Origin of the sequence: Hyalangium sp., assembly GCF_035629615.1 — a bacterium.
Classification (GTDB): domain Bacteria; phylum Myxococcota; class Myxococcia; order Myxococcales; family Myxococcaceae; genus Hyalangium.
In genome coordinates this window covers 1-12,888 of the sequence record NZ_DASPHO010000067.1, presented here as the reverse complement: position 1 = coordinate 12,888, position 12,888 = coordinate 1, and the positions used below count along the sequence as shown (strand labels likewise).

Sequence of the window (12,888 nt, the reverse complement as noted above, 5' to 3'; positions counted from 1 at the left end):
CGTGATGAAGAGGGTGGTGGTGTCCTCCCAGAAGTCGATGCCCGGATCATCCGTGAGCCGCTTGAAGCCCTCGAGGAGGAAGTGCTCCCCCGCCTCGGACAGCAGGTGCAGCGCGTAGCGCAGCTGCTTGTACCCGGGCCGCAGCGGATCCTCCACCAGCACGTTGAGCGTGCCGCGTGTCACCATCAGCGGCTTCGCGGACAGCGCCGGCGCCACCACACACCCCGTCACCGCCATGGGGTGACGGCCGTCCGCCAGCATGGCGTTCAGATCCTCCACGAGCACGGTGATGATGAAGCGCAGCTCCGAGGCCCCAGGCCGATCCGGGTTCGCCGCAGCCCGGTAGTCCTCCCCCACCGCGGGGGAGATGAAGCCGCGCAGGCTCTCCGTGAAGCGCAGGCCCATGGGCTCCGAGGGCGCTGGCGTCTCCGGCTCCGTCAGGGGCGCGTAGTCGATGTGCCACCCATGCCGACGGGCCATCCGCGCGCTGAAGCGCTCGGCGAGGGCGGAGATGGTGAGCAGCGGGTTGGCGCCGATCGAGCGCGGGATGGCGGAGCCGTCACAGACGTAGAGGCCTTCATGGACAGGGGTGCCCGTCGAGCCGGAGAAGACGCGGCCCTCGTGATCCACCACGCCGCCCTCCGCGTCCTCCGCCATCACGCTGCCACCCAGTGGGTGGGTGATCAGCAGGGCATTATCCAGGAGCCGGGCGCTCACCGGATTGCGCAGGAAGGTGCCGCCCAGCGCCTCCACCGCCTTGTGCAGCTTCTGCTCAGCGCGCACATAGCTGTCCTGGCGCCCCGCGCCGGGCCACACGGCACGCAGCCCGTCTCCCTCCAGCCGCAGCTCCCCTCCTCCATCGTCGTGCGTCATGGCGAAGAGCGTCTGCGTGTTGTGGATGGCCCCGTGGTAGGGCCCGCGGATCAGGCTCTCCGCCACCCGGGCGTTCTCCTGCACCCCATCGACAAAGCCCTCATCCGTGTCCTCGCCCAGCAGGGGCGACATGGCCGCGAAGAGCGTGGGCAGGTAGCCGCCGAGCGCCGCCGGCACCGCCCCCTCCTCGATCACCATGCCCTCATCCAGGTACTCGGTGTCCCGCAGATCGATCACCCCGGTGATGGAGGGGCCCACGGGCTCAGGGTTCTTCACCTCGTGATCCCCGTACCCCACCGCGTTCACCGGCACGTCCAGGTTGTACCCGAACGCCATCACATCCCCGTTGCCGGAGAAGTGCTTGCCCAGCTCGCCCGACAGCGCCAGGCCCGCCGCCCGCGAGCGCAGGAGCAGCTCCGTGGTGCCCAGCGTCCCCGCTGCCAGGATGACGTGATCGGCCGTAAGGAACTGGAGCGGCGCGTCGAACAGCTCGCGCCCCATGCCTATCAGCCGGTAGTACACGCGCCAGCGGCCCTGGCCCCGCTCCACGTGGTGCACGGCCACCTGGGTGAACAGCTCCGCGCCGTGGTGCTGCGCGTCCGGCAGGTAGTTCATCTGCAGCGTGTTCTTCGCGCCCACGTTGCAGCCGGTGGCGCAGTCTCCGCAGAGCGTGCATCCCCGCAGGCGGATGCCCGCGGCGTTGACGCTCTCCTTCCAGCTCACCGCCAGCGGGAGGCGGTAGAACCGGCCGCCCGTCAGCTCCGCCGAGCGCTCCAGCGCGTCCATCTTGCGCAGCCTCGGGTGCGACTCAGGGTAGGGCTGGGCGCCCAGCATCCGCTCCACGTGGACGAAGCAGCCCTCGATCATGCCCTCCTTCAGATCCTGGCGGAACCCGGAGGGCCAGCAGTCCTCCTCGAGCACGCGCGGATCCGGCCGCAGCACCACGCCCGCGTTGATGAGCGAGGTGCCCCCCAGGCCACACCCGGTGACGACGGCCAGATCCCCCAGCAGGTGCAGCGAGAGCAGCCCCGTGGGGGAGCCGACCTTCAGCTTCCCCAGCAGCGAGCCGCCAGGCCCCATGAGCTGCGTCTCACGCACGAGCTGGGTGTTGGTGCGCGGGAACTCTCCCGGCAGCCGCTCCAGCCCGCGCTCCAGCACACAGACCTTCTGGCCCGCGCGGGCCAGCCGGGATGCGGTGATAGCCCCCCCGTAGCCAGAGCCCACGACGACTACGGGCCAGTGCCCACCCAACCTCTCTACAGGAGACGACAGTCGCCGCATCTTTTGTCTTCACGAGCCGCTATCGGCTCGTCCACCAGTTCTTGAACTGCTTCCAGGAGATCTTCCCGGTGCGCTCGGTATCGATGATATCGAAGGCGATCGCCAGTTCCTCATCGGTGATGTTCTGCCCTAGCGCCTCGAGCAGGCGAGCGAACTCTCGCTGCTCGATGGAGCCGGTGCGGTTGCGGTCGTACTTCTGGAAGATGTCCAGCAGCTCGTTGCCGGAGCTGGTCAGGTCATCCACCGCTGCGTGCTCGGGTGCCAGCGGCTGAGTGCCGGCGGAGGTCGTCTCCACCACCTCCGGGGTAGGCCGCTCGGTCTCCACGGTGGGACCCGTGGGCTCGCTGGGCGCCGGGGTGATGACCGCCGCCGGTGCAGGGGCCTTGCGGAGAGCAGGGGCCTTGGGAGCAGCCTTGGGAGCAGCCTTGGAAGCAGCCTTGGGAGCAGCCTTGGGAGCAGCCTTGCGGGCAGCCGGCTTTGCGGTCGCCTTCCCAGCCGCCTTCCCGGCCGCCTTTCGGGCGGTGGGCTTTCGAGCCGCCTTCCCGGCCGCCTTCCGAGCGGTCTTCGCCGCCGCCTTGCGAGGCGACTTCGCGGGCGCCTTCCGGGCTCCCTTTTTGGTGGTGGTGCGCTTCGCGGTCTTCTTCTTCGCGGCAGCGGCCTTCTTGGCCGGCTTCTTCTTCGCCATCTTGCTCCCCTCCCGAAGTTGGCGATGCATCGTAGCTGTCTGTCGTCTCCAGGGGCAGGGATTCGATGAACCTCCTGCGTCCACCACGGAAGCAGCCGCTTCCCAGGGGACGCACCGCAGGGGGTGATCGCCCCAGCGTCCATCTCGAAAGCGCCCGCGTTTGGCCGGGACGCACAGCCGGCGGGTGGAGGCCTCCAGGTCCCCACCCTGCCCACCCCCTTGTCACGTATCTGCCTGGAAAGTCTGGGGACTTGGGGCCTCTGGCCCCTCACGCCGGGCATGGCAACCGCCTTGCACAAAGGCAGATGCAGGAAGGAACCAAGCCCATGTCCCGCATCGCGAACACCGAGGTCATCGTCCCCAAGTCCCTGAGCCCCGAGGCCCGGAGCCAGCTCATCGACGCCCTCTATGCTGTCCACAACCAGATCTTCGACGGGGTGGAGCGGCAGTCCTTCGCCAAGTACGTGGTGGAGTCCAAGGCGGAGCACACCTGGATCCAGGTGCACAAAAGCGAGGCGGGGGAGATCGTGGGCTACTTCGCCTTCCACATCTTCGAGCGGCAGCTGGGCGGCGTGCCCACGGCGGTGTTCCGGGCGGAGGCGGGCTCGCTGCGCGCCTACCGGGGCAGCAACGTCAACGCGCGCTTCGGACTGTCGCTGGCGCTGCGCTACCTGCTGAAGAACCCGGGCCGGCGGGCGTACTACCTGGGCTCGCTGGTGCACCCGTCCAGCTATGCGGTGTTCGCCAGGTACTGCGGCGAGGTATGGCCGCGGCAGGGTGCGCAAACGCCGCCGGAGCTGCAGTCCTTCATGGAGGAGCTGGCCGCCGAGTTCGGTCTGGAGAAGGTGGATGCCGCCCGGCCGCTGGTGCGCAAGGTGGGCTGGAAGACGCGAGAGACGGAGGCGGAGCGCGAGTACTGGCAGCACTGCGACAAGCCCGCGGCCCGCTTCTTCATCGAGGCCAACCCCGGCTATGTGAACGGCGACGGGCTGGTGACGGTGGTGCCGGCGACGGCGGCCAACATCCTGAGCGTGATTCGCGCCCTGGGCGAGCGCAAGCTGCGCCAGCCGGTGGAGGCTGCCGTGTCCCTGGCGCGCCGGCTGCCGCTGGGCGCCCGCCTGTCCCGCTCCGAGATCGTCCGCCAGCTGAAGGCCGTGCCGCTCTTCTCCCAGTTCGACCAGGCCACGCTGAAGGCAGTGGCCACGCGTGCGCAGATCCTCAACATGTCCGCAGGGCGCATCGTCTTCCGCGAGGGCGACGTCAGCAACGAGCTGTACCTGCTGGCCCGCGGCGCCGCCTACGTGCTGGAGGGCGGTGAGGAGCAGGTGGTGAACGAGCTGGGCAGCGGGGCCGTGTTTGGAGAGATCGCCATGCTGGCCGGTGAGCGCCGCTCCGCCTCGATCCGCACCGCCATGGACTCCACGCTGGTGCGCATCCCCCGCGAGGTGCTGCTGCCGCTCATCGAGACCAACGTCGGCCTGCGGCAGGACGTGTGGAAGACGTTCGCCGAGCGGCGCTTCGAGTCCCTGGTGCGGGGAGTGGAGCGCTACGGGCAGCTGGGCCGCCAGGGCCGGCGCTCGTGGCTGCAGCAGGGCGAGCACTGCGAGCTGGCACCGCAGCAGGTGCTCACCGTGGAGCCGGGCACCCACCTGCTGGTGCTGTCGGGCTCGGTGGAGTTCGCCCACGCGGCGCCCCAGCTGGCCGCCCAGGGCGCGCTGCTGCTCGAGGTGGAGCACCCCTTGCGGGTGGTGGCCCAGGAGACCGCCCGCGTCGTCCTCTTGCCCCGCGGCGCCGTGCTGGCCCGGGAGGCCTCTCTGCCGAAGGCCGCTTGAAAAAAAGCCTCTGGTGAGGGTGTCCACCGCAGGCCCCGAGCAGGTATTGCAAGAATTCCTTGGATACCTGATTCTCCGCGCCACCTGGACCGTGGGGGCCGCCCCGGCCCGGGTGGCCCCCCCTCACCGGAGTGCTCCGCATGACGCCGCTTCGTCCTTTCGTTGCCACCGCCCTGTCCTGCCTGCTCCTCGCCTCGGGAGCAGGGGCCGCCACCGCCCGGGTGGACGCGACGCTCGAGGTGGTGGGGCAGACGCCGCGCTACATCGGCTACAACTACGGACACTTCATGCCGGGCAGCAACACGGCCGCGTGGGTCGAGCGCTCCGGGGTGAACCTGTTCCGCATCTGGGCGAGCCCCAGCTACTACGAGCCCACGGATGATCTGGCGCCGTACGGGGACGGCGTCACGGATCTGCTGACGTTCAACTCGCGCAAGGCGGCGCTGAGGGCCAACCCCGAGAGCTCCACGTACATCCACTGGGCCGCCTTCAACGATCGGTTCGCGAACTTCGAGCAGACGGGCGTCAACCACGCGAAGCTCAACTACATGCTGGGCGAGCTGCGGCGGCTCAACCTCACCGTGCTGGCGGTGATCAGCCGCAAGGGCTGGAGCGGCGCAGGCACGTGGGCGGACAAGTGGGAGCACTGGCAGCACTACTACGCCGTGGCGTACCACCTGGCGAAGAACTACGACGTGGCGCTGTACGAGACCTACAACGAGCCGGACTGCAGCGACTGCACCATGAGCCAGAGCGAGTACATCGACTGGCTGCGCTTCGCCTCGGACGCGATCCGCTCGGCGGTGGCGGACGTGAACACGCGCTATGGCAAGAGCCTGGCCACGCGCGTCATGGCCCCCACCGTCACGCACAGCGCGGACAGCCGCGGGCCGTACCACATGGACGCGGATCCGGACGCGGATCCGCGCGACGACTACACGGGCTGGGGCCAGAAGGCGCTGCAGAACCTGCGCAAGGACTACTCGGGCGCCACGGTGGGCTACGACATCTTCGACATCTACGCCACGCACAAGTACGGCATGGAGGGTGGGGCCTACTTCGATGAGATGGCGATGCTCGACACGAAGATGAAGGCGTACACGCCTACGGGGGTGGCGCTGCCAGTCTTCTACACGGAGTTCAACCGCTACTCGACGAGCGGGTTCGAGAATCCGTCCCTGGCGGGCGTGAGCCTGAGCACGCCGTACGTGTTCTGCGACCTCGGCCTGATCTTCGCGAAGACGATGCTGAAGGGCGTATATGGGATGGACGCCTTCAAGTTCAGCAACACGGTGAGCGACACCTACGGTCCGCAGCGCACGGGCTTCCACTACGTCTCGGACTCGGCGCCGTATGACATTGGCGGGGCGCGCAAGGGGGCGGAGGTGGTGCGCCTGTTCGCCAAGGGCTTCAAGGATCAGCGCTCGCGCTACAAGACGACGGTCACCTCGAGCAACAACGACTACAACGCATACACCGCGTTCGATCCGGTGACGAACAACTACTACATCCTGTCGATCAACTCATCGGCGGCCCACGACTACACGACGACGTTCAACGTGAACGGCCTGGGCGTGTACACGGGCCAGGCGGTCTCCGTGGAGGAGGTCAGTGCGATGCACTCGGGCGAGGTGACGCAGCTGCCGAGCATGCCGTCCACCAAGGAGTTCACCCTCACCCAGCCACGGCAGAGCGTGTGGCTGCTGACCATCCCCAAGGGGCCGGTGCTGACGGTGAACAAGATCACCCCGGTGGCAGACGCGCAGGTGCAGGGCGGGGCCTCGGCGAACCTGAACTTCGGGGCGGACACGGTGCTGCGGGTGAAGCGCGGCGCGACGCAGGACGTGAACCGCGCGGGGTACTTGAAGTTCAGCCTGAGCAGCGTCCCCGCGGGCACCCAGGTCAAGCGGGCCATCCTGCGCGTGTACGGCTACAACCCGATGGACAGCTCGGAGTTCACCTTCCACGTGTACGGGCTGGACAACGACAGCTGGACGGAGGGCGGCCTCACGTGGAACACGGCGCCCAATCTCCACCCCACCTCCTCGAAGCTCACCGGAGTGGGCACCAGCGCCTTCCCGCTGGGCACGCTCAGCGTGGACGCCACGGCGCAGATCCAGCGAGTGGAGGTGACGGACTTCGTCAACAAGCAGCTGGCCCGGGACGGCGTGGTCACCTTCGCGCTGGCGCGGGAGCTGCGGCACTCGAGCGACACCGGGGATGATGATCGCCACGCCTACCTGAACTCCCGCGAGGCCAGTGCCAACCTCCCCTACCTCGAGCTGTGGTGGTAGCTGACGCGCGGTAGCCAGGGGCACAAAAAAGCCCTGCCACGGGGGCAGGGCTCTCGGTGAAGCCACTTGCGGTGGAGCTGTTACTGCTGGGTACTGACCGGGTTCGGGCCCACCCAGCGGTCCTGCCGGCTGAAGGCGACCTCCTTGGCCTCCTCCGGGCTGACCGTGCTCTTGTCGGTCTTGATGTTCTTGGTGAGGGTGATCATGAAGACGGTGGAGCCGCCCTGCCCGCCGACGATCACCGACCAGCCGAGGAACACCATCCACATCCGGAACCAGCGCTGGCCGTACTTGGCGACGATCGCCGCCTCATTGCGCTTCCAGTTCTCGTACCACTTGCGGATCGTCAGTCCGTAGTGGACGCCGCAGTTCTCCACGCGGTGCACCTCGAACTCGGCGCGCTCGGCCTGGTTGACCACGAAGCCCAGGGGGCAGCTCGCGTCGGCCCCCGGGAAGATGTACTTGCCCATGAAGAGGCCCCAGATGAGGTCCTCAAAGTGCCAGGGGCGGCGCAGGCCAGCGATCTGCAGGTAGAAGATGCCGTCGTCCTTGAGCATCCCGCGCACCTGGAGCAGGAACTTCTGGAAGTTCTTGATGCCCACGTGCTCGGCCATCTCCAGGCAGGTGATCTTGTCGTACTTCTCCACCGGCAGCTTGCGGTAGTCGTCGACGATGATCTTGACCTTGTCCCCCACCCCATTGTCGGCGGCGCGCTTGTTGGCCCAGTCGGCCTGCTCCTGCGCGAGGGTGATGCCGGTGCTCTGCGTCCCGTAGTTCTTGGCGGCGTGGACCACCAGCGGGCCCCAGCCACAGCCGATGTCCAGGTGCTTGTCGCCCGGCTTCATCTGCACGTACTTGCAGACGGTGTCCAGCTTGCGCTCCTGGGCCACCTCCAGCGTCTCATCCGGGCTGCGGAAGATGCCGCTGGTGTAGGTCATCGAGGGTCCGAGGAACCAATTGTAGAAGTCGTTGCCCCGGTTGTAGACGTGGGCAATGTCGCCGCGATCCGAGTCGACGGTGTGGGTGACGTTCTGCCCGAGGAACTCGCGGAAGTAGAACTTCACATCCCCCCAGGTGAAGCAGAAGCGGAACAGCATGTTGCGGCGCAGGAAGGTCTCATGGACGTCCTGCTTGAAGTCCAGCTTCTCGGCCATGTAGGCCTCGTAGACGATCTCCATGGGGATCTTCTTGCCGGCCCACTTCGCCGCATCCTGGGGATCGCGCCAGCTGATGTACTCCTCCCACTTCGCAGTCCCATCGTCGTGCTGGTAGGAGCGGTAGACGAGGTACAGCAGCGGCGCGAACACGCCCAGCAGCGGAACCGCCAGCCAGCTGATCACGAAGACCGGCCAGCCCCGGTTGATGATCAGCATCATCGCCGTGGCGAAGACGGTGGGGATGAGCAGCAGGGTGAACAGGCTCTGCTCCATCATCCACAAGATGAACGAGAGGCCATGGGTTCGGCCTCGCTCGTCCGGTCGCACGAGGGAGAGCGGCGTGGACGGAGCGGGCCGGGTCTTCGGTTCGTCCGGGGCAAGGGGGGCGGGGGCAGCGGTTTGGTTCATGGAGGGGCCTCATAATCTCAAGTCGGGAGAAAGGAAAAGGCGGGATTACGCAAAGCGCCATGGGCGCAGGCCCGGACGCGAGGAACAGGCAAGGGAACAAGCCCTCCCCCCACCCGGTTGGGAGGGGGCGGCACTACTCCGGAGCCCCATCTCCAGGTAGAAGCGGCACCAGCCCCCGGCTGCCAGTTCAGCACCCAGGACACGAATGACCATGCTCACTCTCCGTACGGCCTCGCGACTCCTTAGTGTGCTCCTCCCCACCCTCGGAGTGCTCCACGCGGGGCCTACCCAGGCCGCGCCGGTGTCCGTGGCCAATGCCGGCTTCGAGGCGCTCGCCGGCTCGGGGCAGCCCACGGGCTGGTCCGTGTCGGGGCAGGGCCAGGTGACGGCCAACACCAGCGTGCGCGCCGAGGGGAGCCGAAGCCTCTCCATCCAGAACCCGCCCGGGGGTGCGGAGACCACCGTCCAGTCCGAGCCCTTGAAGCTCCAGGTGGGCCGCCTCTACCGCGTCAGCGCCTGGGTCCGCACCCGCGGCGTGCAGGCGGACCCCACGGCGCGCTACCCCACAGCGGTGGGCGCCTGTCTCGCCATGAAGAGCTTCCCCTTCACCAACTGCACGCCCGCCCCAGCCTCCGAGCAAGGGGGCCGCGTCTCCGCCTTCTTCTTCGCCACCCAGGGCACGGATCGAGTGCAGGTGCACCTGGGCCGCAACGGCAAGGCCACCGGCACCGTGTGGGTGGATGACGTGAAGCTGGAAGAGGTGGACGACATCACCGCGTACATCCCGCTGGAGTCCGTGCGCTGGGCCGGCAAGGGCTTCCGCTACGACGAGGCCGGGTGGATCTACGTCCACATCGAGGGCGAGCCGTACGAGCGCGGCCACCAGTTCGGCGAGCTCGTCTCCCAGGAGATCGTCCGCTACATGGAGAAGCTGGGCACGCAGAAGAACAAGGCGGACCTGGGCAACGGCTGGGCCCAGTTGCGGCTGCTGGCGGACTCGCTCTTCCTGCGCAAGTACGAGACGGAGTTCCTCGAGGAGATGCGGGGCATCGCGGACGGCGCCAACAAGGCGGGCGCGAAGTTCAAGGAGCGGGAGCTGGATCTGGTGGACATCGTCGCCCTCAACTCGGCGGTGGATCTGGGCCAGCTGGAGTCCGCCAACCGCGTCACGGCCACGCCGCTGTCGGGCCGCATCTTCATCAAGGGCGAGGAGGAGGCGGAGCGGGCCGGTAAGGGGGACCACTGCTCGTCCTTCGTGGCCACGAAGTCCGCCACCCAGGATGGGCGGGTCATCATGGGGCAGATCTTCATGTGGAACGGCTACACGGGGGTGCACTGGGATGTGGTGCTGGACGTGCAGCCCACCCGAGGCCACCGCTTCGTCATGCAGACGTTCCCGGGCGGCATCCACAGCGGCGCGGACTGGTTCATCAATGACGCGGGCATCGTCATCGGCGAGACGACGGTGGGCCAGACGCCCTTCAACGCGAACGGCACTCCCCAGAGCAACCGCATCCGCAAGGCGGCCCAGTACGCCTCCTCCATCGAGGAGGTGGCCCGCATCATGAAGGACAAGAACAACGGGCTCTACACCAACGACTGGACGCTGGCGGACACCAAGACGGACGAGGGCGCCTGCCTGCTACTGGGCACGGAGAAGACGAAGCTGTGGCGCACCGGAAGCAAGGGCGCCGCCGCGGACACGCCGGGCAACCTCAAGGACTTCATCTGGGCCAACAACAACACCCGGGACATGGAGGTGCGCAAGGAGTACGTGCCCAACCCGAGCAACGCTCCGGTGGATCTGGCCTTCAACACCTGGAACCGGGACATCTCCTTCTGGCGCTTCTATGAGCAGTACGGCAAGGGCGGCTTCACCCTGGACTCGGCCATCCGGATGATGGCCTCCAGCCCCATCAACCGCCCCCACGCCTGTGACGGCAAGATCACCACCAGCGAGATGACCGAGAAGCTCATGTTCCTGGCGCACTACGGGAAGACGACGCTACGGGAGAAGATGGTGGGCAGCCGCTTCATCCCGGATCTGCCGGGAGCCACGCCCCACCTGTCCCTGGGCTACACGGCCTTCAGTCCCCTCTACGTGGCCGACAAGCTGAAGGCCGTTCGCCCGGCCGCCTCTAAGGCCGAGGCCGAGGCCAAGCCTCCCAAGCGAGAGCTGACGAAGCTCCAGGATGCCCTCGCCTTCGACGAGAAGCAGCTGTGGTCCAACACCGTGTTCCCCTCCACGGAGGGGGAGAACTGGCTGGTGAGCGGCTCGGCGGCCTACTGGAGCCTCCTGAAGGAGCTGCCGGAGGACCAGGAGACGGCGGAGAAGGCCTTCGAGCAGCAGCGGGACGTGCTGGCCGAGCTGAACACCCGCTTCCTCACCATCACCTCCCGGGAGGGAGATCTCCCGGCGGTGGCCACGCGGACCACATATGACCGCTATGGCACCTATCTGGTACCGCGCATCAAGGGCACCTTCGTGCTGCACCAGCTCCGGCTGCTGCTGGGCAACAAGGACTTCTCGAAGCTCATGAAGACGGCCCACGAGCGCTACGCCAACCGGAACATCACCACCGCGGACTTCATCAAGACGGCCTCCGAGTCCGCGAAGCGGGATCTGCGGCCCTTCATCACCCAGTGGCTGGAGCGGGGCGGTGTTCCCCAGCCACGCATCCAGTCCCGGCTCACGAAGGCCAAGGACGGCTACGACGTGACACTGAAAGTCGAGCAGACGGGCGCGCCCTACCACTTCGTCACCACCGTGGAGCTGTGGACGGAGAAGGCCCGGATCCTGGAGCGCGTGGAGGTGAAGGGCGCCAGCGACACCTTCACCTTCCACACAACGGACAAGCCGGTGCGGCTGGTGTTCAACCCTTCCAGTGACATCCCCGTGCGCCGGGAGCGGCACTACACGCTGGGCCAGGTGCTGGAGGAGTTCGACCGGCTCACGTTCGTCCATGGCACGGCCCGGCAGGTGGAGTCCATGCGGACGCTGGCCATGAACTACCGCGACGTGGTGGCGGACGCCAACGTGGAGCTGCTCGCCCCCCTCGAGCCGGACGCCGAGGTGACGGACCAGGAGCTGGCGGAGCGGGATCTCGTCGTCTTCGGCGGCGCCGAGGACAACACGCTCTTGGCGCGGCTCGCCGCGGAGAAGAAGCTCCCCGTGGAGCTCGGCCGGCGCTTCTTCCGCTGGCAGGGGAAGACGTACGGCCGCCCGGATGATGGGCTGGCCCTGGCGCTGCCCAATCCCTGGAATCCCCAGCGGGTGCTCTACCTCTACCTGGCCAACAGCGGGCTCCAGCTCTGGCACATGACGAAGACCTTCCACCGCGGGCTCCAGAGCTGGGCCCTCTTCCGCGGCGCGGAGGTGAGCGCCAAGGGCTTCCACGAGCCGGACGCGCTGACGCAGGAGCTCAAGGAGGTCTCTCCCTCTCCGGTCAACCAACCCCCGCGCTGAGCGCTAGCAGTCAACACTGGGGGGCACCGAGAGTGAAGGAGGACAGACCTCTTCCCCCCCCATGGGAGAGGCCTGGGCTATCCTGCTGCGCATGACGCAGCGACATGCATCCCGTTGGACCTTTTTCCTGTGGCTCGCCGTAGGGCTGGGGGTCTGTGGCAGCGGCCCGGCCCCCACCACGAAGGGCCTGAACGCCTCGGTCACCTTCGAGGTGGCCGTTCCGCTCGAGACCTCCGCCAAAGATCAGCTGTGGATCTCCGGTAACGATGAAGCCCTGGGGAAGTGGAACGGAGCGGGCCTGATGCTGTCACGCACGGTGGACGGCCGCCATACCGCCACCGTCTCCCTGCCCGTGGACGCGGTGATCGAGTACAAGGTGACGCGCGGCACGTGGGAGACGGTGGAGAAGGACCGCGCCGGCAAGGAGATCCCCAACCGCACCTTGAAGGTGGGCACCGGCAAGCAGCGCGTTTCGGTCAGCGTGGCTCGCTGGGCGGATCAGTCCGAGCCGCCCACCATGCGCACGCTCGTGGGCAACATCCGCTACCTGCGCGGGATCGCTTCGAAGCACCTGCCGCGCAAGCGCGACATCATCGTCTGGCTGCCGCCCGACTATGAGGAGAGCAAGCAGCGCTACCCCGTGTTCTACATGCACGACGGGCAGAACCTCATGGACAAGGCCACCGCCTACTCGGGCGAGGAGTGGCGTGTGGACGAGGCCGCCCAGAAGCTCATCCAGGCGGGAGACGTGGTGCCGCTCATCATCGTCGGCGTCTACAACACCGAGGATCGCTTCGACGAGTACACCCAGGTGAAGGATACCGGCGAGTTCGCCCAGCACGGCGGCGGAAACGCGGACGCGTACGGAAAGTTCCTCGTGGAGGAGCTCAAG

7 protein-coding genes are annotated in these 12,888 nt (G+C 67.5%); 4 read left to right on the top strand and 3 right to left on the bottom strand.

The genetic code is table 11. The annotated features are described in order from the left end of the window. On the bottom strand, positions 1-2,154 hold a 2,154-nt coding region (locus VD972_RS02990), incomplete at its 3' end, for a GMC family oxidoreductase N-terminal domain-containing protein (protein ID WP_324980420.1). Positions 2,155-2,173: 19 nt separating this feature from the next. After that, positions 2,174-2,839, bottom strand: coding sequence for an EF-hand domain-containing protein (locus VD972_RS02985; protein ID WP_324980418.1), 666 nt, complete (start codon positions 2,837-2,839; stop codon positions 2,174-2,176). A gap of 326 nt (positions 2,840-3,165) precedes the next feature. Here VD972_RS02985 and VD972_RS02980 point away from each other — a divergent pair, with 326 nt between their 5' ends. Both VD972_RS02980 and VD972_RS02975 read left to right on the top strand, forming a co-directional pair. Then, the gene (locus tag VD972_RS02980) at positions 3,166-4,671 is read left to right on the top strand and encodes a cyclic nucleotide-binding domain-containing protein (RefSeq protein WP_324980416.1); all 1,506 of its coding nucleotides are present in this window, start codon (positions 3,166-3,168) and stop codon (positions 4,669-4,671) included. 140 nt (positions 4,672-4,811) lie between these two features. Beyond that, entirely contained in the window at positions 4,812-6,965 is a 2,154-nt protein-coding gene (locus VD972_RS02975) for a DUF7594 domain-containing protein (RefSeq protein ID WP_324980414.1), read from the top strand. Between the two features lie 80 nt (positions 6,966-7,045). Here the strand turns inward: VD972_RS02975 and VD972_RS02970 are convergent, their stop codons facing one another. Continuing rightward, the gene (locus VD972_RS02970) at positions 7,046-8,530 is read right to left on the bottom strand and encodes a cyclopropane-fatty-acyl-phospholipid synthase family protein (protein WP_324980411.1); all 1,485 of its coding nucleotides are present in this window, start codon (positions 8,528-8,530) and stop codon (positions 7,046-7,048) included. 211 nt (positions 8,531-8,741) lie between these two features. Here VD972_RS02970 and VD972_RS02965 point away from each other — a divergent pair, with 211 nt between their 5' ends. Together VD972_RS02965 and VD972_RS02960 are read left to right on the top strand one after the other, a co-directional pair. After that, positions 8,742-11,996: a C45 family autoproteolytic acyltransferase/hydolase gene (locus VD972_RS02965; RefSeq protein WP_324980409.1), complete on the top strand. Its 3,255-nt coding sequence runs from the start codon at positions 8,742-8,744 to the stop codon at positions 11,994-11,996. A gap of 91 nt (positions 11,997-12,087) precedes the next feature. Next, positions 12,088-12,888: alpha/beta hydrolase-fold protein (locus VD972_RS02960; RefSeq protein WP_324980407.1), on the top strand; the 801-nt coding region annotated here is incomplete at its 3' end.